We start from the raw sequence: 21,179 nt of genomic DNA, 5'->3' as shown, positions 1-21,179 counted from the left end.
CGGAAGATCACGGCGAGCGGGACGACGTCCGACGCGTGACGGGCGGGGTACTGCGGCAGGATGGAACCCATGTCGAACCGACTGGCTCATGAGACGTCCCCGTATCTCCTTCAGCACGCCGACAACCCGGTCGACTGGTGGCCCTGGTCCCAGGAGGCGTTCGAGGAGGCGCGTCGGCGGGACGTGCCGGTGCTGCTGAGCGTCGGGTACTCCAGCTGTCACTGGTGCCATGTGATGGCGCACGAGTCGTTCGAGGACCGGGAGACCGCCGACTACCTCAACGCGCACTTCCTGAGCGTCAAGGTCGACCGCGAGGAGCGCCCGGACGTCGACGCCGTGTACATGGAGGCCGTGCAGGCGGCCACCGGGCAGGGCGGCTGGCCCATGACGGTGTTCCTCACGCCCGACGCCGAGCCCTTCTACTTCGGCACCTACTTCCCGCCCGCGCCCCGCCACGGCATGCCCTCCTTCCGGCAGGTGCTGGAGGGGGTGGAGCAGGCCTGGTCCGGGCGGCGGGACGAGGTCGCCGAGGTGGCGGGGAAGATCGTGCGGGACCTCGCGGGACGGGAGATCTCGTACGGGGACGGCCGCCCGCCCGGGGAGCAGGAGCAGGCGCAGGCCCTGCTGGGGCTGACCCGGGAGTACGACGAGCAGCGCGGCGGGTTCGGCGGCGCGCCGAAGTTCCCGCCGTCGATGGTGATCGAGTTCCTGCTGCGGCACCACGCGCGCACGGGCGCAGAGGGCGCGCTCCAGATGGCCCGGGACACGTGTGAACGCATGGCCCGGGGCGGGATCTACGACCAGCTCGGCGGCGGCTTCGCCCGCTACTCCGTCGACCGCGACTGGGTGGTGCCGCACTTCGAGAAGATGCTCTACGACAATGCGCTGCTGTGCCGGGTCTATGCCCACCTCTGGCGGGCGACCGGCTCCGAACTCGCCCGCCGGATCGCGCTGGAGACGGCCGACTTCATGGTGCGGGAACTGCGCACCGCCGAGGGCGGGTTCGCCTCCGCGCTCGACGCCGACAGCGACGACGGGACCGGCAGGCACGTGGAGGGCGTCTACTACGTGTGGACGCCCGGGCAGCTGGCCGAGACGCTCGGCGAGGACGACGCGAAGCTCGCCGCCCACTACTTCGGCGTCACCGACGAGGGCACCTTCGAGCACGGCGCCTCGGTCCTGCAACTTCCGCAGCACGAGGGCGTGTTCGACGCCGAGCGGATCGCCGGCGTCAAGGAGCGCCTGCTGGCCCGCCGCGCCGAGCGCCCCGCCCCCGGCCGGGACGACAAGATCGTCGCCGCGTGGAACGGGCTCGCGGTCGCCGCGCTCGCCGAGACCGGCGCCTACTTCGACCGGCCGGACCTGGTCGAGGCCGCGGTCGGCGCCGCCGATCTCCTCGTGCGCCTGCATCTCGACGAGCAGGCCCGGCTCTCCCGTACCAGCAAGGACGGGCGCGTCGGCGCCCACCCGGGGGTGCTGGAGGACTACGGCGATGTCGCCGAGGGGTTCCTGGCGCTCGCCTCGGTGACCGGGGAGGGGGTCTGGCTGGAGTTCGCCGGGTTCCTGCTCGATCATGTGCTCGCGCGGTTCGCCGACCCGGAGTCCGGCGCGCTGTTCGACACCGCCGCCGACGCCGAGCGGCTCATCCGCCGGCCGCAGGACCCGACCGACAACGCCGCCCCCTCCGGCTGGACCGCCGCCGCGGCCGCGCTGCTGGGCTACGCCGCCCACACCGGCTCCGAGCCGCATCGCACGGCCGCCGAGAAGGCCCTCGGGGTCGTCGCGGCGCTCGGCCCGCGCGTGCCCCGGTTCGTCGGGTGGGGGCTGGCCGCCGCGGAGGCGCTGCTGGACGGGCCGCGCGAAGTCGCGGTCGTGGCGGGTGAGTTCGACGACCCGGCGGCAAGGACCCTGCTCCGTACGGCACTTCTGGGCACCGCCCCGGGGGCGGTCGTCGCCTACGGCGCCACGGGGAGTGACGAGTTCCCCCTGCTCGTCGACCGCACGCTGCGCGAGGGTGAACCGACCGCGTACGTCTGCCGTAACTTCACATGTGACGCTCCGACGACCGATCCGGAGCGGTTGCGCACCGCTCTGAGCGGCTGAAACGGGCCGGTGAGAGCCCGTTCCGGTCGAAAAAAGTGAGCCGGTGTTCGGATAAGTCCGGTTACCGGCAGGTCAATTGCGAAACAAGCTATTTATCGGAAGATCCCCCGCGCTTCACGTTTTCCCCCTAACCTCCTCACAGTGACGCGACGCCTGTGACAGGCCGTCGCGACAGGGGGTAGTGAGATCTGGGGGGATCTTGTTTTGCTGACGTCTGTCTTCATCACCGCCATATCCCTGGCCTTGTTCTGGATGGCGGCCTTCACCCTGTGGTGGCAGATGCACGCGTGGCGTACGCCCGAAGTGCTTGCCTCCACCCGTTTCAGCAGCCCGGACGGCGACGAACACGTCTCCTTCTCGCTGCTGCTTCCGGCACGGCACGAACAAGCCGTGCTGGACCACACCATCCAGCGGCTGCTGGAGTCCACCCACACCGACTTCGAGATCATCGTCATCGTGGGGCACGACGACCCCGAGACCACGGCCGTGGCCGAGCGGGCGGCCGCCCGCGACTCCCGGGTCCGGGTCGTCGTCGACACCCATGAGAAGAAGAACAAGCCGAAGGCCATGAACACGGCGCTGCCCCACTGCCGCGGCGACGTCGTCGGGGTCTTCGACGCCGAGGACCAGGTCCACCCGGAGCTGCTCGCCCACGTCGACCACGCCTTCAGAACCACCGGGGCGGACGTCGTCCAGGGCGGTGTCCAGCTCATCAACTTCCACTCCAGCTGGTACAGCCTGCGCAACTGCCTGGAGTACTTCTTCTGGTTCCGCTCACGGCTCCATCTGCACGCGCAGAAGGGGTTCATCCCGCTCGGCGGCAACACCGTCTTCGTCCGCACCGACGTGCTGCGGGCCGCCGACGGCTGGGACCCCAACTGCCTCGCCGAGGACTGCGACCTGGGCGTGCGCCTGTCCAGCATCGGCAAGAAGGTCGTCGTCGCCTACGACTCCGACATGGTGACCCGGGAGGAGACCCCGGGCTCCCTGATGTCGCTGCTCAAGCAGCGCACCCGCTGGAACCAGGGCTTCCTCCAGGTGTACCGGAAGAAGGACTGGAAGCAGCTCCCGGGCTTCGGACAGCGGCTGCTCGCCCGCTACACCCTGATGACGCCCTTCCTGCAAGCCTTCTCCGGCGTCATCATCCCGCTCAACGTGGCGATCGCCCTCTTCCTCGACGTCCCCGTCGGCATCGCCTTCGTCACCTTCCTGCCAGCCGTCACCGCGCTCGTCACCTTCGTCTTCGAACTCGTCGGACTGCACGACTTCGGCAAGCAGTACGGCCTGCGCGTCCGGTTCGTCCACTACCTCAAGCTCGTCGTGGGCGGCCCCTTCTACCAGGTCCTCCTCGCGGGAGCCGCCCTGCGCGCCGTCTGGCGCGAGCAGCGCGGCCGCAACGACTGGGAGCTGACCGAACACACCGGCGCGCATCTGACCGCGGCACCCGAACCCGCAGTGACCCGAGAGGACGTTCCTGCGTGACCTCCACCCTTCCCGCGGTGACCGCTCCCCAGGTCCCCGCGCAGCGCCGACCTGCGCCTGATACGCGTTCGACGGGCCGAACAGCCCCGCCGAAGCGGCTGCGCACGTCCCGTCCCGACCTGCTGCTGTGCGGCGTCCTCCTGGTGGCGATCCTCGTCGTCCAGGGCTGGAACATCGCCGACTACCCGACCCTCAGCGACGACGAGGGCACCTACCTCGCCCAGGCCTGGGCCGTCCAGGAGGGCCGTGGCCTCGCCCACTACACCTACTGGTACGACCACCCGCCGTTCGGCTGGATCCAGCTCGCCCTGCTCACCTGGATCCCCAAGCTGATCAGCCCCGATGCGATGACCGTCGGCACCATGCGCGCCGCGATGCTCGTGGTCAGCGCCGTCAGCGCGGTCCTCGTCTACGTCCTCGGCCGGCGGCTGTCCCTGCCGCGCTGGGCGGCCGGCCTCGGCATGGCCCTGTTCGGGCTCTCCCCGCTCTCGGTCGTCCTCCAGCGCGAGATCTTCCTCGACAACCTCGCCGTGATGTGGACGCTGCTCGCGTTCACTCTGGCCGCCTCGCCCAGCCGTCACCTCTGGCACCACTTCGGCGCCGGCATCGCCGCCGCGACGGCCGTGCTGACCAAGGAGACGATGCTCTTCGTCCTCCCCGCGGTCCTCGTCACCATGTGGCGCCACAGCCACCGCGACACCCGCAAGTTCGCCGTCACCGGCGCGGTCACCGCCTGCGCCCTGATCGGCTTCTCCTACCCGCTCTTCGCCCTCCTCAAGGGCGAACTGTTCCCCGGCAGCGGCCACGTCTCCCTCTGGGACGGCATCAAGTACCAGATGACCAGGCCCGGTTCGGGCTTCATCCTCGACTCGGGCTCCGGCTCCCACGGCGTCCTTCAGTCCTGGCTCTACTACGACCGCGTCCTGATCGTCGGCGGCCTCGCCGGCGCGCTGCTGCTCCTGGTGACCTGGCGCTGGTCGGTCACCGCCCGCGCCCTCGCCGGACCGTCCCTCGCGGTGGCGATCCTCGCCGTCGTCGCGATGCGGCCCAGCGGCTACCTGCCCGCGATGTACGTCATCCAGGCACTGCCCTTCCTCGCCCTGGTCCTCGCCGCCGCCGCGGCCAGCGTCGCCCACGGCGTGCTGCGCAGACGGCGCCGGCCCGACGAGGTCCGCTGGAAGACCGGCGGCCGCTACGCCCTCGCCGCCGTCCTCGCCCTGGCCGCCGGCGCCTACGTCGTCCCGCGCTGGTACGACGGCGACCGCACCGCCGTCACCGCCGATGCCAACGCCCCCTACCGGGCCGCCTCGAAGTGGCTGGCCACCGAGGTCGAGGACCCGGCGGACACCCGGGTCCTGGTCGACGACGCGCTCTGGCTGGACCTCGTCCACGCCGGCTACCAGCCGGGCCTCGGCGCGATCTGGTTCTACAAGGCCGACCTCGACCCCGCCGTCACCAAGACCCTGCCGGGCGGCTGGCGGGACATCGACTACGTCGTCGCCTCCCCGACCGTACGGCGCGACGCCCGCGACCTGCCCGGCGTCGGCGCGGCCCTCGAACACTCGACGCCGGTGGCCACCTTCGGCACCGGCGAGGACCGGATCGAGATCCGGCGGATCCAGACCGACTCCGGAGGCGTCCGATGAGCCACGACCACACCGAGTCCACCGCCCCCGTCCCCGATCTGCGCACCGACGAACTCGCCGAGCCCGGCGCGGTCACCATCGTCGTACCGACCTTCAACGAGTCCGCGAACATCCGCCGGCTGCTGCGCCTGATCACCGAGTCGGTGCCCGCCCGGCTGCCCTGCGAGGTCGTCTTCGTGGACGACTCCACCGACGACACCCCCGAGGTCGTCCGGGACGCGGCGAAGGACTGCCCGTACCCGGTGACCGTGATCCACCGCGAGGAACCGGTCGGCGGACTCGGCGGCGCGGTCGTCGAGGGCATCAAGGCGGCCGGCTCGGACTGGATCGTCGTCATGGACGGCGACTGCCAGCACCCGCCGTCCCTGGTCCCCGAACTGGTCGCCACCGGCGAGCGGTCCGGGGCCGGCCTGGTCGTCGCCTCCCGGTACATCAAGGGCGGCAGCCGCGCCGGACTCGCCGGCAGCTACCGGGTCGCCGTCTCGCGCGGCGCGACCTGGCTCACCAAGTCCCTGTTCCCGCGCCGGCTGCACGGCATCAGCGACCCCATGAGCGGCTTCTTCGCGATCCGCCGCAGCGCCGTGACGGCGGACGTGCTGAAGCCCCTCGGCTACAAGATCCTCCTCGAACTCGCCGTCCGCAGCCGCCCGCGCAAGGTCAGCGAGGTCCCGTTCGTCTTCCAGGACCGGTTCGCCGGCGAGTCCAAGTCCTCGGCGCAGGAGGGCCTCAGGTTCCTGCGCCATCTGACCGGACTGCGCACCGCCTCACCCGTCGCCCGCATGGTCGGCTTCGGCCTGATCGGCCTGAGCGGCTTCGTGCCGAACCTGCTCGGCCTGTACGCCCTCACCGCCGCCGGAATGCACTACGTACCGGCGGAGATCCTCGCCAACCAGCTCGGCGTCGCCTGGAACTTCGTCCTCATCGAGCATCTGCTGTTCCGCGACCGCCGCGCCCACCGCCGCTGGTGGGACCGGGTCGGCCGGTTCGCGCTGCTCGCCAACGCCGATCTGGTGCTGCGCATCCCGCTGATCGCGCTGTTCGTGCACCGCTTCGGGATGGGCGCGCTGTCCGCGACCGCGCTGGCCCTGGTGACCACGTTCGTCCTGCGCTTCGCCGGAACCGAGGCGCTGGTCTACCTCCCGCGCAAGGGACTGCGCGGGGGGCGCCGTACCGCCGCAAGGAGCACTGTGTGAACAGACGCCGTAGAAGAACCGCCATCCTGGCGGTGACGGGCCTCACCTCGGGCCTGTTGCTGACCGGTCCACAGCCCGCGTCCGCCGCCAACCTCATCACCAACCCCGGCTTCGAGACCGCCGGCACGGACGGCATGCCGCACTGCTGGGAGAAGTCCGGCTGGGGCGACAACGACTTCACCTTCGAGCACACCTCCGACGCGCACACCGGGTCCAAGGCGATGAAGGTGACGCTGACCCGGCGGGTGGACGGCGACCGCAAGGCGCTGATCACCGAGTCGGCCGCGTGCGCGCCGACGGTGACCGCGGGCAAGCAGTACGACCTGTCGCTCTGGTACAAGTCGACGACCCCGGACACCTCCGTCACCCTGTTCCGGCACGACACCACGGCCGGCTGGCAGTACTGGACCGACCTCAAGACGCTGGAGACGGCCGCCGGCTGGACCGAGGCGTCGGTGCGCACCCCCGAGGTGCCCACCGGCACCGACCGGATCACCTGGGGCGTCTCCGTCTACGGCACCGGCTCGGTGACCACCGACGACTACACGATGGACCAGGTCCCCGACGTCCTGCCGCCGGCCGCCTGCACGGGCACCGCCGACGAGTGCGCCAACGGCCGCTGGGACGTGCTGCCCACCCAGAACCCGGTCCGCTCCATGCACTCCGTCGTCCTGCACAACGGCAAGGTGCTGCTGATCGCGGGCTCCGGCAACAGCGAGGAGCAGTTCGAGGCGGGCACGTTCACCTCCGCGGTGTACGACCCGGCGAACGGCAGCTACAAGGTCGTCCCCACGCCGAAGGACATGTTCTGCGCCGGTCACGTCCAGCTCCAGGACGGGCGTGTGCTCGTGATGAGCGGCAACAAGGCGTACCCGGTCGTGGGCGGGCACGGCTACGAGGGCTACAAGGACTCGTACATCTTCGACCCGGCCACCGAGTCCTACGTCAAGACCAACGACATGAACGACGGCCACTGGTACCCGTCGGCCACCGTCATGGGCAACGGTGACGTGCTGTCCTTCGGCGGGCTGCGCGAGGACTCCACCGGTTCGGTGACCGCCGAGCTGTTCTCGCAGGCGGAGCAGCAGTGGCAGCCGCTGTGGAAAGTCAACCAGACCTGGTCGTACTGGGGTCTGTACCCGTCGATGATCCTCATGCAGGACGGCCGGCTCTTCTACTCCGGCAGCCATGTCTTCGGCAACAACATCCCCGGCACCGGCGCGGCGATCTACGACTACGACGCCAACACGACGACGCAGATCCCGGGCCTCCAGAACAAGGACCAGCGCGACCAGTCGGCCAGCGTGCTGCTGCCCCCGGCGCAGGACCAGAAGGTCCTCACCCTCGGCGGCGGCAACATCGACTCCAACCCGGACGCCAACCGGCTGACCGACGTCATCGACCTCAAGCAGGCCGACCCGTCCTACGTCGCCGGCCCGCCGATCCCGCAGGGCACGGTCGACCTCGGCAACGGCAAGATCGCGCAGACCGGCAACCAGGGCAAGATGTACGTCTCCGCCGTGCTGCTGCCCGACGGCAAGGTCCTGGAGACCGGCGGGGCCCTGCACAACCGGGCCGATCCGGTCTTCGAGTCCTCGCTCTACGACCCCGACACCAACACCTTCGACCCCGTCGCCGCCGACCCGCAGGCCCGCGGCTACCACTCCTCCTCGTTCCTGCTGCCCGACGGCCGGGTGATGTCCACCGGCGACAACCCGGGCAACGGCACCTGGAACCACAACGTGTCGATCTACACCCCGCCCTATCTGCTCAAGGGCACCCGGCCGGCGATCACCTCGGTCATCGACACGGAGTGGAACTACGGCGACACCCAGCGGATCACGGTGGACCGGCCCATCGCCAAGGCGGAGCTGATCCGCCCGGCGGCGGTCACCCACTCCTCCGACCCGAACCAGCGCTATGTCGACCTGCCGCTGTCCGTCGACGGCAACAACGTCGACCTGAACGTGACGAGCAACCCCAACCTGGCCCCGCCCGGCTGGTACATGCTCTTCGCGGTGGACGCCAACGGGGTGCCGTCGGTGGCGAAGTGGGTGCACCTCCAGGGCCCGGCCGCGCTCAGCGCGGACACCCCGTCGACGTTCTCCGTCTCGGACGGCACGACGGCCGCCCCGCACGTGCACACCTTCGCCGACGACCTGTCCGGCAAGGTCACAGGACCCGGGAAGAAGCGGACCTCGCAGAAGGTCGCCCCGACCGTCTCCGGCTGCGACCGGCACTACGGCTCGATCAACGTCTGCGTGCCGACCGCGTTCCCGGCGAAGGTGAAGGCGACCGCGGCCGCCCGCTGCACCTGGCTCAAGGCGAACGACTACGGCCGCCTGGAGGTCAACGGCAAGGACGACCCGCTGCGCCTGGACCCCAACCGGGACGGCATCGCCTGCGGAAAGGGTGACGTGACGAAGAGCCGACGGCTCTCGTAGTCGCTAGCGGTCGCCGGCGAACTCCGCCAGGGCGCGCTCCACGATGGCCTCCAGCTGCTCGTGGTGCGCGCCCTTCCAGTACGCCCGGCCGCAGGCGGTGCACTGCGCGAACACGTCGTACGACCGCCGCGTGCCGTGCTCCAACTGGTCGGCGACCTCCTCCTTGGTGGCCTGGCGCAGCAGGCCGTTGCACGCGGTGCACCGCGTCCAGGGGCGCAGCTCGGGGGCGAAGCGGTCGAGGACGTCCCGGAGCTGTTCGTCCGGGCTGGTGCTGTAGACGAACGCCCCGGCCCACAGCTCGCGGCGGCGCAGCAGGCCCCGGTCGCGGCTGAGCATCACCCGCTGTTCGGCCGCCGAGCGGGCGGCGAGCGCCGGGTCGCCGATGTCCGTCGACTCGTAGGCCGTGTCCACGCCGAGCAGCCGCAGCCGGCGGGCGAGAGTGCCGAGGTGGACGTCGAGGAGGAAGCGCAGCGGGGCGCCGGCCACCTGCTGGGGGCGGTCGACCGGGCGTACGGTGACCGCCTCGCCGTCCGTCGGGATGTGGGAGACGGGGACCGAACGGCCGTCGACGAGCAGGGTGCCGACCTCGGTCAGCGGCACGCCGAGCGACTCGACGACATGGCCGAGCGTCGAGACGCCGTCGACGGCGAGAGGGGTGGCGCCGGCCCGCCGGGCGTGCGGGACGAACACGGCCAGCTCGGGGGCGACTTCGACGTGGATCTGTGCTGCGTTCACCCGGTCAGGATGGCACGGGGGAGGTGCCCGGCCTCAGCGGTTTTCCTTGAGCAGGCCGTGTTCCAGGACGGTCAGGGTGCGGTCGACGAGGGTCTCGAAGTCGTCCCGGTGGCCGTTCTCCGCCCAGTACAGGGACGTCTCCATCAGCCCGCCGATGAGGGACATCGCGTAGACCCGCACCTCCAGGCTGTCCGGGTCGCGGCCGGTGCGCTCGGCGATGGCGGTGCAGAGCATGCGGCCGGTGACCGACATGCTCTCCATCATCCGGGAGCGCACCGCGGGCACCTGGACCATCAGATGCGTGCGCAGCCGCGCCACCTCCGCGTCCTCCTCGACGCCCGTGCGGACCGCCTCCCGCATCACGTACCGGATCGTGTCCGGCCACGGCTCGTCCGCCGGGCGGGCCCGCAGCTCCTTCAGGAGGACCGGGTCGTACTCGTCGGTGAGGACGATGTCCTCCTTGGTCGGGAAGTACCGGAAGACGGTCGACGGCGACACCTCGGCCCGCTCGGCGATCTGGTCGATCGTCGTGGCGTCGTACCCCTGCTCCCGGATCAGCGCGTACGTCGCGGTGCGGATCGCCTCGCGCGTCTTGATCTTCTTGCGCTCACGCAGACTCAGCTGGGGGCGGTCGGCGGGGGAGGTGGTACGTGCGGCCGTCATGGGCCTCATTGTCGGGCATCGGCCTTCGGCGCGGCCATCTCGGGCCCGGGGCTTTCCGCGCGCCGCGCGCCCGTCGTCCCCGGCAGGAACGCGGCCGCCAGCAGCGCCGCGACCAGGGCGGCGACCCCGCACACCAGCAGCACGAGGGTCATGCCGTGGACGTACGCGTCGTTCGCGGAGGCGGCCAGCCGCGCGGCGCCGGCCCGCTCGGCGATCAGGTGCGCGGCGACCACGGAGTCCCCGGCGGTGGAGGCGGCGCCGGCGGGCAGGCCGGTGACGTCGAGGCGGTCGCGGAAGGCGCTCGCGAGCAGGCTGCCGAGCAGCGCGATACCGATCGCGCCGCCCACCTGCCGCAGGGTCATCAGCAGCCCGGAGCCGCTGCCGGCCCGGTCGGTGGGCAGGGTGGCGAGGGCGCCGGCCATCGCGGGCACGATCGAGAGGCCGAAGCCGACCCCGACGACGGACAGCCACAGCGCGGTGAAGCCGTAGCCGGAGTCCACCGTCGTACGGCTGCCCAGGAGCACGGCGAAGGCCATGATCACCAGGCCAGCGCTCACCGTGGCCCGTGCCCCGAACCGCTCGACGACCGGCTGGGCGGCCCGCGCGGCGACCATCAGCCCGCCCATCAGCGGCAGCAGCCGCAGCCCGGTGCCGAGGGCGTCGTGGCCGAGGACCGCCTGGAGGTACGGCGGCAGGACGAACATCAGGCCGGACAGCACGAACATCACCAGGGTCGCCGCGAGCGCGTTGAACAGGAACCCGCGGTGGGCGAGCAGCCCCATGTCGAGCATGGGCCGCGCCACGCGCCGCTCCCGCAGCACGAGAGCGGCGATCAGTACGGCCGCCGCGGCGAACACGGTGACGACCAGCGGGTCGCCCCAGCCGCGGGTGGGTGCCTCGATGATCGCGTAGATGAGGGCGCCGAGGCCGGACGCGGTGAGCGCGGTGGAGACGGTGTCGACCTTCGGGGAGGCGGGGTCGCTGGTCTCCGGCAGCAGCAGGACGCAGGCGACGATGCCGATCGCGGCCATCGGGAGGTTGATCAGGAAGACCGAGCCCCACCAGAAGTGGTTGAGCAGCCAGCCGCCGATGATCGGCCCGAGCGGCAGGCCGAGCGTGGAGCCGGCGGAGACGATGCCGACGGCCTTGGTGCGCTCGTCGGGCGCGAACAGCGAGGGCAGCACGGAGAGCGCGAGCGGGGTGACCAGCGCGCCCCCGACGCCCATCAGGGCGCGGGCGGCGATCACCCAGTTCACGTCCCCGGCGAGCGCGCCGAGCGCCGAACCGACCAGGAAGATCCCCAGCCCGACGACGAGCATCCGGCGCCGCCCGAACCGGTCGCCGAGCAGTCCGGCCGGGAGCATCAGGGCCGCGAAGACGACGATGTACGCGTCCGCCATCCACTGCTGCTCGCCGGTCGTGGCGCCGAGTTCGGCGGCCATGGTCGGCAGGGCCACGTTGAGGATCGTCATGTCGAAGCCGAGCGTCAGCATGCTCGCGACCAGGGCGCCCAGCGCCCACCAGCGGCGGGGGTGTGGAGTGCCGGGGTGTGAAGTGACAGTGGTCATGAAATGAGAGTAACTCTCAAAAAGTGGTTACTGTCAATCGACAGCCTCTCGGGAATGGGGGAGGGTATGAGGAAGGGCGTGCAAAGGGCATGAAAAATGGCCACGGCTCGGAAGCCGTGGCCAGGGAGAAGGCTGAAAAGCGACTACGCGTGCTGGTACGCCACCAGCGAGATGCCGACGTAGTGGACGACGAACGCGGCGAGCGTGAGGGAGTGGAAGACCTCGTGGAAGCCGAACCAGCGCGGTGAGGGGTTCGGCCGCTTGATGCCGTAGATCACGCCGCCCGCGCTGTAGAGGAGTCCGCCGACGATCACCAGGACCAGCACCGCGATACCGCCCGTGCGCATGAAGTCCGGCAGGAAGAAGACGGCCGCCCAGCCCATCGCGATGTAGCAGGGCGTGTAGAGCCAGCGCGGGGCGCCGACCCAGAAGACCCGGAAGGCGATGCCTGCCAGCGCCGCGCCCCAGATGCCCCACATCAGCCACCGGCCCTTGGTGTCGGGCAGGAGCAGCAGGGTGAGCGGGGTGTACGTGCCCGCGATGATCAGGAAGATGTTGGCGTGGTCCAGGCGGCGCAGGATGCCGTCCATGCGCGCGTTCCAGTTGCCCCGGTGGTAGAGCGCGCTCACGCCGAACAGCAGGCAGGCGGTGAATGCGTAGATGCCGCAGGCGATCCGGCCGCGGCTGGAGTCGGCGAGGGCGGTGAGCACCAGGCCCGCGACGAGCGCGGCCGGGAACATGCCGAGATGCAGCCAGCCGCGCAGCTTGGGCTTGATCTCGTGCGGCAGGGTGAGCGCGACGGAGCCGCGGCCGGCGGCCGGCGTGTCCGTGGGCGCGTCGGGGACGGGCGCAGTCATGGGCCGCATCGTACCTACGGAACCGTAAGTTGCGGATCAGCGCGGGCCGATGAGGGGCGAAGAGTGGCCATCATCTCACGCGAGCGGCCCCCCGGAACGGCTCGGGTTCATCCCAAAGAATCTTCAGCGGGACGCCAAGCGGACGCAAAGAAGACCCGTTATGCGTGGCGATCCTCACTCTGCTCACCTGTGACGCCGTCTGGACAGATGGGCGCGAGCGTCGGATGATCAGATGAGTGCGGTCGGCACCGGATGAGCGCCGAAGATCGAGTCCGTCAAGCATCCGGGCCGCAGCCCCCACGGGGCCTCCAACCAAGAACCCCTCACCTAGGAGCAAATCGTGGCGCGCGATATCGCGGCTCCCCCCGTCATCCCGACCAACCACCAGGAACTGATCTCGTGGGTGAACGAGATCGCCGAACTGACCGAGCCGGACAGCGTGGTCTGGTGTGACGGATCCGAGGCCGAGTACGAGCGGCTGTGCGAGGAGCTGGTCGAGAAGGGCACCTTCCGCAGGCTCGACCCGATCAAGCGCCCCAACTCCTACTACGCGGCCTCCGACCCCACCGACGTGGCCCGCGTCGAGGACCGGACCTTCATCTGTTCCGAGAAGGAGCAGGACGCCGGCCCCACCAACCACTGGAAGGACCCCGCCGAGATGCGGGAGATCTTCGCCGGGGAGAAGGGCCTGTTCCGCGGCTCGATGCGGGGCCGCACGATGTACGTCGTGCCCTTCTGCATGGGCCCGCTGGGTTCCCCGCTGTCCGCGATCGGCGTGGAGATCACCGACTCGGCGTACGTCGCCGTGTCCATGCGCACCATGACCCGCATGGGCCGCCCGGTCCTGGACGAGCTGGGTGACGAGGGCTTCTTCGTGAAGGCCGTGCACACCCTCGGTGCCCCCCTGGCGGAGGGCGAGGCCGACGTTCCGTGGCCGTGCAACTCCACCAAGTACATCTCGCACTTCCCCGAGAGCCGCGAGATCTGGTCCTACGGCTCCGGCTACGGCGGCAACGCCCTGCTCGGCAAGAAGTGCTACGCCCTGCGGATCGCCTCCGTCATGGCCCGTGACGAGGGCTGGCTCGCCGAGCACATGCTGATCCTCAAGCTCACCCCGCCGCAGGGCGGCTCGAAGTACGTCGCCGCCGCCTTCCCGTCCGCCTGCGGCAAGACCAACCTCGCCATGCTGGAGCCCACCATCTCCGGCTGGACGGTCGAGACGATCGGCGACGACATCGCCTGGATGCGCTTCGGCGAGGACGGCCGGCTGTACGCCATCAACCCCGAGGCCGGCTTCTTCGGCGTCGCGCCCGGCACCGGTGAGCACACCAACGCCAACGCGATGAAGACCCTGTGGGGCAACTCCGTCTTCACCAACGTCGCCCTCACCGACGACAACGACATCTGGTGGGAGGGCATGACGGAGGAGACTCCCGCCCATCTCACCGACTGGAAGGGCAACGACTGGACGCCCTCCTCGGAGACGCCGGCCGCCCACCCGAACGCCCGCTTCACCGTCCCCGCCTCGCAGTGCCCGATCATCGCGCCCGAGTGGGAGGACCCCAAGGGCGTGCCGATCTCGGCGATCCTCTTCGGCGGCCGGCGCGCGAGCGCGGTCCCGCTGGTCACGGAGTCCTTCGACTGGAACCACGGCGTGTTCCTCGGCGCCAACGTGGCCTCCGAGAAGACCGCCGCCGCCGAGGGCAAGGTCGGCGAACTGCGCCGCGACCCCTTCGCCATGCTGCCCTTCTGCGGCTACAACATGGGCGACTACATGGCCCACTGGATCGACGTGGCCAAGGACAAGGACCAGTCCAAGCTGCCGAAGATCTACTACGTCAACTGGTTCCGCAAGAACGACGAGGGCGCGTTCGTCTGGCCCGGCTTCGGCGAGAACAGCCGCGTCCTGAAGTGGATCGTCGACCGCCTCGACGGCCGCGCCGAGGGCGTCGAGACCCCGATCGGCGTGCTGCCGACCAGGGCGGCCCTCGACACCGACGGCCTCGAGCTGGCCGACGCCGACCTCGACTTCCTGCTCACGGTCGACAAGGAGGTCTGGCGCGAGGAGGCCGCCCTGGTCCCCGAGCACCTCAACACCTTCGGCGACCACACCCCGAAGGAACTGTGGGACGAGTACCGCGCGCTGGTGAAGCGCCTGGGCTGAGCCCCGCACAAGACTCCGCGGCCGGTCCGGATGTGCCCTGACCAGCGATCGTCACGACCGGCCGCGGTGCACACCGGCGAGGTCCCGCACAACGGCGTGGGGGACCCTGGGCCCGTCGCCGCGCTCCCGTCCGCCCCGACGGAAGCGCGCCGACGGGCCTTCGCCCGTCCCCGGCGATCTGCGGAACGACCTCCCTGCCGACCCCCGTACCGACACCCCTGCCGGTTGACGGCGCCCGTTGACGGCACCCCTACCGGTTGCGGTCCTCCAGGTACCGGGTGTGCGACTCCTGCCGCCGCGCCTCGGTCTCCCGCAGCCCGGCCGCCAGCCGCTCGGCCTCCTCCTGGAGCAGCGTCAGCTGCCGCTCCAGATGCCGTTCCGGAGAGTCCTGCCCCGGCGCGAGCCGCGTCCACCACCGGGTCCGTACGAAGGTGTCGACGGCCTCGGGAATGTCCTGCCGGACGGCCCGGGAGAGCACATGGACGCCCTCCGGGTCGTGGGTGAGCAGTTCGGCGCCCCAGCCCGGGTCCAGCAGCGCGGTCAGCAGCTCCGTCAGTTCGGCGAGCCGACCGGACGCGGCGGGCGGCAGTTCGACGTCCGCCAGATAGGTGCCCAGCCGCCCGAAGTCCTCCCGCACCTCGTCGAGGCGGGCCGACGGGTCGGCGAAGTCCGGCAGCGGCGGCCGCTCCGGCGGGGCGATCAGCGCGCCCGCGCCGTACAGGCCGACGACCACGACGGGCCAGTACGGGCCCGCCACCCCCGTGAAGGTCAGCACCAGCCCGGCGAGGCCGGCCGCGCTGCCCGCGATGTTCTTGCGGGACTCCAGATACCCGACGAACCTACTGGTAGCCACGGATCTCCTCGAAGGCGCCGTCCAGCGAGCCCTGCTGGGCGTCGAAGAGCCGGCCGCCGGTCAGCTCGGCGATGTGCTCCAGCTCGGAGCGGTCGGAGTCGCCGAAGAGGATGGGGAAGACGGGGATGTCCTGCCGTTCGCCGCTGAGCCTGTCGTAGAAGTCGTCGAAGTCGCCGGCGTCCGCCCCGGCGGTGTTCTCGCCGTCGGTCATCAGCACGATCGAGGTGAACGTGTCCCGGCCGGTGCCCAGGTGGTCGTAGGCCTTCTCCAGCGAGGTGTAGATCGCGGTGTCGCCGTCGGCCTCCAGTTCCTTGGTGTCCTCGCGGATCGCGGCGAGCCCGGTCCGCGGGTCGGAGGGGCTGACGACATGGGTGCGGACGCTCTTCACGTCCGACCCGAACGGCATCAGGGTGACCTCCTCGCGGTCACGGAAGTCGGCCGTGAGGTCGGTGAGCGCGTCCTTCAGGCCCTGGAGCCGGTCGCCCTCCATGGAGCCGGAGGTGTCGAGGACGTACACCGTCCGGGAGGGCCGGCGCAGTTCGTTCTCGTACGCGTCGAGCAGTCCGTCGGCCACGGAACGGCTGCCCGGGAAGGGCAGTTCGCGCCGCCGGGTGGTGTCCAGGCCGGCCGCGGGCGGCACGGAGGCCACGACCGGGCGGCGGTGGGTGCGGGTGGTGATCAGCTTCTGGACCGCGGGGGTGCGCAGGGCGTCGGCGACCCGCTTGACGTCCTCGCGGGTGCTCGCGTCGGTCGCGGCGAGGGAGGAGAGCGGGTAGTCGGCAGTGACCACGCCGTCCTTGGGCCGGACCACGGTCAGACCCGGGATGCCCTTCAGCACGGACTCGTAGTTGAGCAGCGCGTCGACGTCCCCGCGCCGCCGGTACGCGCTCGCCAGCCAGCCCGACGACCCCGAGGTCAGCTGCTGCCCCTTGAAGAACTCCGTCAGCCGCGGGGTCGCCTTCGTGACGTCCGCGTCGGTGAGCGCCGACTGGGCGCCGGAGAGCGCCGAGGCGACCGAGACCAGCGTGGCGAAGCCGGAGTTGGAGCGGGCCGGATCGGTCATGCCGTAGGTCAGCTTCCCGTCCCGCACGGCCTGTTCGATCTGCGCCCAGGTGACCTGCTCGGGCTTCCAGCCCAGCGAGTCCAGCGTCTGGGACTTCACGCCGAGCGCGACCGGGCTGGACATCACCGGAGTCTCGGAGACGACCTTCCTCGCGACCTCCGGCCGCAGCCGCAGGTAGTCGTTGGAGGACAGCCACACGGCGTCGTAGCGCTCGTCGGCGCTCTTCTTCGCCAGCAGGTCCACCGCGTCCAGGGTGCCCATGTAGGTGGGCCGGATCGTGACGCCGGTGTCCTTGCGGACCTGCTCCCACACCGGCTCCATGTCGGCGAGTTCGCTGGAGGCGAGGACCCGGAGGGTGCCGGGCGCGGGCGCGGCGGGGTCGTCCTTGTGCTCCTGCTCCGTGCAGCCGGTCAGCAGCAGGGCGAGCGCGGTCAGGGCGATGAGGGGCCGTCTCATCCGAGGCCCCCGTCCAGCGCGCCGCGCGACCGGCTGCGCTCCAGGTAGGTGCTCGCGCCCTGGAGTTCCACGGTCAGGCTCTCCACCGTCGACGCCATCGCCTCGGTCGCCCGCACCTTGTAGGTGTCGATGGCGTCGAGCGTGCTGTAGATCTGCTGGAAGGCCGCGCGCAGGGTCTCGGCGCCGACCGCCGGGTCGGCGGCGATGCGCTGGATCTCCCCGCTCTGCGTGGCCAGCATCTCGGCGTTGCCCCGGATGAGGTCCTCGGTCGTCCCGCGCAACGCGTTGACCTGCTCGATGACCTTCTTCTGGTTGTCCAGCGCGGAGGCCAGCATCACGGAGATCCGCAGCGCCGACACGGTCGTGGTGGCGGCCCGGTCGACGCCCTTGATCAGCTCGTCGTTGTTGCGGCGTACGACGTCCATGGCGAGGTAGCCCTGCGCGCACACCGCGAGCTGCGTGAGCAGGTCCTGGTGCTTCTGCCGGACCGGGAAGAGGACGTCGGCGCGCAGACTGTCGGCGCGCTCGGGGTCGGCGCCCGCGACGCCCGTGATGTGCTGCTCGACGGCCGTGTCCAGGGCGTCGGTGAGGACGACGTACTCCTGGAGCTTGCCCATGGTCTCCCAGAGGCGGACCCGCTCGGTCTGCAACGCGGCGTTGTCACGGCGGAGTTCGTCCTGTCCGCCGCGCAGCGAACCCACGATCTTGTTCAGTGTGCCCTGCGCGGAGGCGTACTTGGCGACGTGGTCGCGCAGCTTGTTGCCGCCGGGCAGCCGGGACAGGAACCTGCGCCCCTTGTTCGCGGGCAGGTCACGCGGGTCCAGGTCCTCCACCACCCGCCGCAGTTCCACGAGCGAGCCCGCGACCTGCGACGACGCGTCCCCGCCCTTGTCGGGCAGGCTCCGGACGGTCCGCTCCAGCATGCGGTTGGACTGCGCGGCGGCCGTGCGCATCTCGCCGGCGCCGAGCGCGGTGATCTCGCCGACCTTGCCCGCGAACTCGGGCGAGCGGGCGTCGAGGACGGCGAGTCCCTCGATGTACGCGGCGGCCTTGGCGGCCATGTCCGTGCGCACCCCGTCGTCCACCGGGACGAGTCCGCCGGCCTTCTCGCGCGGCACGGCGGTCACGGGCTCGGGCGGGGTGAGGGTGAAGGTGTCGTCGGTCGTGCTCATGTGCGTCCCCCTTGTCCGCGCGCCCGCCGCGCCAGCTCGTGCAGCACCTTGGAGGTGGGCACGGGCGCCTGGCGGACACCGGTCAGTTGCTGCTTGAGGTAGGTGCCGGCCGAGGCGAACTCGGCGGCGTCGCCCTGCGGGCGGAATCCGTGCCGGACCTCCAGCTTGCGCAGCCGCGGGTCCGTGGCGAGGAGTTCGGCGACGGCCTTGCCGTTCTCGGTGAGCGGTACGGCGGTGTGGTCGCTGTTGACCGTGGTGTCCGGGTAGAGGACGACCAGGTCGTCGGGCCGCTGTCCGTCCGCGAGGAGGGAGGCGACCTGCGACTCGTAGACCAGGACGAGCGGGTTGCCGGCGCCGCTGACGAAGTCCCGGAAGGCGGCGTCCGTGCTGGACTGCTGGGCGCCCTGCACACTGACCAGCTTGTGCAGCAGCGGACCGGTCCTCGCGATCTCGGCGTCGCTCGCGACGACCTTGCCGCCGTTGGCGACGTAGGAGGCGGCGGCGAGGTAGAGGGCACCGGAGTTGGAGGTCTCCGGGTCGGTGCTGGACAGGTACAGCGTGCCCGTCAGCTCCCCGTACTTCCCGGCCCCCTTGAGCTGCTGCCAGGTGCGGTCGGCGCGGGCCGCGTCGAGATAGGCGGCCATCTCGAACGTGCCGCGGTGCTCGGCGTCCAGGGTGGCCAGGCCGTTGCCGGCGAGCACGTCGGCGGCGTTCTTGTGCGCCACGACGACGAGCGGCGAGTAGAAGGGGCGGGGAAGGGTCCCCGTCACCTTGTACTTGGCCGCCAGCTCGACGGCGGGTGCCTGGCTGGAGGGGAGGGCGAGGTCGAACCCCTTGAGGTCCAGCCCTTCCATGGCCCAGGACCCGGAGGTCTCGGCCTTCACGGTGTAGCCCTTGGCGGCGAGGGCCTTCACCACGTCCGGGTCCGCGAAGAACTCCGCCTTCTCCGACCCGATCACCATCCGCACGGTCTTCGTTGCCGTGCCCGAGTCCTCGTTGTCCCGGCCCGCGACGACGGCGACCACCACACCCGTCATCAACAGGACCGCGAGGACGATTCCCATGATTCGTCTCACAGGGGCAGCGTGCTCGCGGAAGCACACATTCCTGGGTGGGCCGGGTGAACGGAGGGTGAAGGGGGTGACCCGGAACGCAACGGGAGCCCCCAACTCCCGTTGCGGATCAGGAAGGTGCGAACACCCAGTGCCTCAGCAGCAGGAAACGCACCCCTGTCGCGGCGGCGTTGGCCAGGATCAGGGCGCCGATCTCCACCTGGGGCGCGTCCGACAGGGTCCGGTGCGCCAGGGCGAGGGCACCGCCGCTGAGCGCGAGCCCGGCGGCGAAGGCCACCAGGCCCTGGAGGTGATGCCGGGCGGCACCCCGCGGGCCGTGCACCCGGAAGGTGAACCGGCGGTTGGCGGCGGTGTTCGCCACGGCGGTGACCAGCAGCGCGACCAGGTTGGCGGGCTGGGCGTCGAGCACCGGCCGGAGCGTCGCGTACAGGCCCAGGTAGGCGGCGGTGGACAGCACGCCGACGACCGCGAACACCGGCAACTGCCGGGCGGCCCGGGCGACCCCTTCGGCGCGGGGCGCGTGTGTCTGGACGGGCTGAGCCATTCCCGCACTGTACCGTAAGTGAGCAAATCTTACTGTATGCGAGCGAATCGGGCGACCTTCGTGTCCGCCCGCTCCTGGATGGGCTGGGACCGCCGAATGATCGATGTGAGCCCCGACCCGACCGACCGGCGCGAGCCGGCGGTCGTGTTGTCGGTCGTGATCCCGATGTTCAACGAGGAAGAGGCACTGCCGGCGCTGGTGGAGCGGCTGCGGCCGGTGGTGGACGGAACGGGGGAGGCGTACGAGGTCGTCGCGGTGGACGACGGCTCCACGGACGGGACGGCCGTACGGCTGGCGCGCCTGCGGGACGACTGGCCGCAGCTGCGGGTGGTGCGGCTGCGGCGCAACAGCGGACACCAGGCCGCGTTGACCGCCGGTCTGCACCACGCCCGCGGTCACTACGCCGTGAGTCTCGACGCCGATCTCCAGGACCCCCCGGAGAAGATCCCCGAGATGCTCGCCCTGGCCCGCTCCCGGCACCTGGACATCGTCTACGGCGTCCGCGCCAACCGCTCCAGCGACACCGGCTTCAAGCGCCGCACCGCCGGCGCCTACTACTGGCTGATGCGCCGTCTGGTCGGCACCCATGTCAGCGCCCAGGCCGGTGACTTCCGGCTGCTGTCGCGCCACGCCCTCGACGCCCTGAAGGCCCTGCCCGACCAGCCGCAGGTGTACCGGCTCCTCATGCCCTGGTTCGGCTTCCCCAGCGGGGAGGTCGGCTACCGCCGCGACCCCCGGGTCGCCGGCCGCACCAAGTACCCCCTGCGCAAGATGATCCTCCTGGCGGTCGACAGCGTCATCGGCTTCTCCGTCGCCCCGCTGCGGCTGGCCGTCTGGCTCGGCGCCCTCGCCTTCCTCGGCTGCCTCGCGATGCTCGGCTACACGCTGGCCGTGTACGCGGGGGGCGACACCACCCGCGGCTGGACCTCCCTGATCACCGCCGTGCTCTTCATCGGCGCCGTCCAGCTCGTCTGCCTGGGCGTCCTGGGCGAGTACATCGGCCGTCTCTACACCGCGGCCCAACGCCGCCCCACCTACTACGTCGCCGACGACACCGCCCAGCCCTCCACCCCCACCGTCCCCTGGCCGACCCCCGGCCGCGACCACCCGGACCTCCTCGGCGGGAGGGGGAACGGGTAGGGCTCCCAGCCCCTCCAGCCCCG

The 21,179-nt window shown here is 71.0% G+C and carries 16 protein-coding genes; 7 read left to right on the top strand and 9 right to left on the bottom strand.

From position 1 onward, the window contains the following. The first annotated feature begins 69 nt into the window (after window positions 1-69). The 5 genes from ACZ6D7_RS11915 (at window position 70) to ACZ6D7_RS11895 (ending at window position 8,868) form a co-directional block, all read left to right on the top strand. Window positions 70-2,103, top strand: coding sequence for a thioredoxin domain-containing protein (locus ACZ6D7_RS11915; RefSeq protein ID WP_469487657.1), 2,034 nt, complete (start codon window positions 70-72; stop codon window positions 2,101-2,103). Window positions 2,104-2,307: 204 nt separating this feature from the next. Then, on the top strand, window positions 2,308-3,585 hold the full coding sequence (locus ACZ6D7_RS11910; RefSeq protein WP_469487654.1) for a glycosyltransferase: 1,278 nt from the start codon (window positions 2,308-2,310) through the stop codon (window positions 3,583-3,585). Further along, window positions 3,582-5,231: an ArnT family glycosyltransferase gene (locus ACZ6D7_RS11905; protein ID WP_469487652.1), complete on the top strand. Its 1,650-nt coding sequence runs from the start codon at window positions 3,582-3,584 to the stop codon at window positions 5,229-5,231. Before ACZ6D7_RS11910 ends, ACZ6D7_RS11905 begins: the two co-directional genes overlap by 4 nt. Continuing rightward, window positions 5,228-6,424 carry a glycosyltransferase gene (locus tag ACZ6D7_RS11900; protein WP_469487648.1) on the top strand — a complete coding sequence of 399 codons (1,197 nt, stop codon included), beginning with the start codon at window positions 5,228-5,230 and terminating at the stop codon, window positions 6,422-6,424. The genes ACZ6D7_RS11905 and ACZ6D7_RS11900 overlap by 4 nt, the downstream gene beginning before the upstream one ends. Beyond that, on the top strand, window positions 6,421-8,868 hold the full coding sequence (locus tag ACZ6D7_RS11895) for a galactose oxidase-like domain-containing protein (protein ID WP_469487645.1): 2,448 nt from the start codon (window positions 6,421-6,423) through the stop codon (window positions 8,866-8,868). The genes ACZ6D7_RS11900 and ACZ6D7_RS11895 overlap by 4 nt, the downstream gene beginning before the upstream one ends. Before the next feature lie 3 nt (window positions 8,869-8,871). Here the strand turns inward: ACZ6D7_RS11895 and ACZ6D7_RS11890 are convergent, their stop codons facing one another. The 4 genes from ACZ6D7_RS11890 to trhA all read right to left on the bottom strand — a co-directional run bounded on the left by ACZ6D7_RS11890 (window position 8,872) and on the right by trhA (window position 12,691). Continuing rightward, window positions 8,872-9,603: a Mut7-C RNAse domain-containing protein gene (locus tag ACZ6D7_RS11890; RefSeq protein ID WP_469487642.1), complete on the bottom strand. Its 732-nt coding sequence runs from the start codon at window positions 9,601-9,603 to the stop codon at window positions 8,872-8,874. A 33-nt stretch (window positions 9,604-9,636) separates the two neighbouring features. Next, window positions 9,637-10,266 (bottom strand): TetR/AcrR family transcriptional regulator, encoded by a 630-nt coding sequence (locus ACZ6D7_RS11885; RefSeq protein WP_469487639.1) that lies wholly within the window; start codon window positions 10,264-10,266, stop codon window positions 9,637-9,639. A 5-nt stretch (window positions 10,267-10,271) separates the two neighbouring features. Continuing rightward, the gene (locus ACZ6D7_RS11880) at window positions 10,272-11,834 is read right to left on the bottom strand and encodes an MFS transporter (RefSeq protein WP_469487635.1); all 1,563 of its coding nucleotides are present in this window, start codon (window positions 11,832-11,834) and stop codon (window positions 10,272-10,274) included. A gap of 143 nt (window positions 11,835-11,977) precedes the next feature. Continuing rightward, complete coding sequence (trhA, locus tag ACZ6D7_RS11875; protein ID WP_469487632.1) at window positions 11,978-12,691, bottom strand: PAQR family membrane homeostasis protein TrhA; 714 nt, start codon at window positions 12,689-12,691, stop codon at window positions 11,978-11,980. A 340-nt stretch (window positions 12,692-13,031) separates the two neighbouring features. Between trhA and ACZ6D7_RS11870 the strand changes: the two genes are divergently transcribed. Further along, complete coding sequence (locus ACZ6D7_RS11870) at window positions 13,032-14,855, top strand: phosphoenolpyruvate carboxykinase (GTP) (RefSeq protein WP_469487629.1); 1,824 nt, start codon at window positions 13,032-13,034, stop codon at window positions 14,853-14,855. 250 nt (window positions 14,856-15,105) lie between these two features. Here ACZ6D7_RS11870 and ACZ6D7_RS11865 read toward each other — a convergent pair whose 3' ends face one another. The 5 genes from ACZ6D7_RS11865 to ACZ6D7_RS11845 form a co-directional block, all read right to left on the bottom strand. Continuing rightward, a complete protein-coding gene (locus ACZ6D7_RS11865) occupies window positions 15,106-15,708 on the bottom strand; it encodes a hypothetical protein (RefSeq protein WP_469487627.1) in 603 nt (200 codons plus the stop codon). After that, window positions 15,695-17,227: a substrate-binding and vWA domain-containing protein gene (locus tag ACZ6D7_RS11860; RefSeq protein WP_469487624.1), complete on the bottom strand. Its 1,533-nt coding sequence runs from the start codon at window positions 17,225-17,227 to the stop codon at window positions 15,695-15,697. The genes ACZ6D7_RS11865 and ACZ6D7_RS11860 overlap by 14 nt, the downstream gene beginning before the upstream one ends. Beyond that, window positions 17,224-18,399 (bottom strand): toxic anion resistance protein, encoded by a 1,176-nt coding sequence (locus tag ACZ6D7_RS11855; RefSeq protein ID WP_469487620.1) that lies wholly within the window; start codon window positions 18,397-18,399, stop codon window positions 17,224-17,226. Before ACZ6D7_RS11855 ends, ACZ6D7_RS11860 begins: the two co-directional genes overlap by 4 nt. Next, window positions 18,396-19,475, bottom strand: coding sequence for a hypothetical protein (locus tag ACZ6D7_RS11850; protein WP_469487618.1), 1,080 nt, complete (start codon window positions 19,473-19,475; stop codon window positions 18,396-18,398). The genes ACZ6D7_RS11855 and ACZ6D7_RS11850 overlap by 4 nt, the downstream gene beginning before the upstream one ends. Before the next feature lie 106 nt (window positions 19,476-19,581). After that, entirely contained in the window at window positions 19,582-20,016 is a 435-nt protein-coding gene (locus ACZ6D7_RS11845) for a GtrA family protein (protein WP_469487616.1), read from the bottom strand. A gap of 96 nt (window positions 20,017-20,112) precedes the next feature. Between ACZ6D7_RS11845 and ACZ6D7_RS11840 the strand changes: the two genes are divergently transcribed. Beyond that, window positions 20,113-21,156, top strand: coding sequence for a glycosyltransferase family 2 protein (locus ACZ6D7_RS11840; RefSeq protein ID WP_469487960.1), 1,044 nt, complete (start codon window positions 20,113-20,115; stop codon window positions 21,154-21,156). Window positions 21,157-21,179 lie beyond the last annotated feature (23 nt).

The organism is Streptomyces sp. NPDC041784, assembly GCF_055591025.1.
Note: the sequence above shows the minus strand (reverse complement) of the source record. Positions and strands in the feature narration are given on the sequence as shown.

What these genes read in the sequence shown, in the direction of transcription:
- ACZ6D7_RS11915 (WP_469487657.1), top strand. Translation starts at nt 70, where the DNA reads ATGTCGAACCGACTGGCTCATGAGACGTCCCCGTATCTCCTTCAGCAC.
- ACZ6D7_RS11900 (WP_469487648.1), top strand. Translation starts at nt 5,228, where the DNA reads ATGAGCCACGACCACACCGAGTCCACCGCCCCCGTCCCCGATCTGCGC.
- ACZ6D7_RS11885 (WP_469487639.1), bottom strand. Translation starts at nt 10,266, where the DNA reads ATGACGGCCGCACGTACCACCTCCCCCGCCGACCGCCCCCAGCTGAGT.
- ACZ6D7_RS11880 (WP_469487635.1), bottom strand. Translation starts at nt 11,834, where the DNA reads ATGACCACTGTCACTTCACACCCCGGCACTCCACACCCCCGCCGCTGG.
- trhA (WP_469487632.1), bottom strand. Translation starts at nt 12,691, where the DNA reads ATGACTGCGCCCGTCCCCGACGCGCCCACGGACACGCCGGCCGCCGGC.
- ACZ6D7_RS11860 (WP_469487624.1), bottom strand. Translation starts at nt 17,227, where the DNA reads ATGAGACGGCCCCTCATCGCCCTGACCGCGCTCGCCCTGCTGCTGACC.
- ACZ6D7_RS11855 (WP_469487620.1), bottom strand. Translation starts at nt 18,399, where the DNA reads ATGAGCACGACCGACGACACCTTCACCCTCACCCCGCCCGAGCCCGTG.
- ACZ6D7_RS11845 (WP_469487616.1), bottom strand. Translation starts at nt 20,016, where the DNA reads ATGGCTCAGCCCGTCCAGACACACGCGCCCCGCGCCGAAGGGGTCGCC.
- ACZ6D7_RS11840 (WP_469487960.1), top strand. Translation starts at nt 20,113, where the DNA reads ATGATCGATGTGAGCCCCGACCCGACCGACCGGCGCGAGCCGGCGGTC.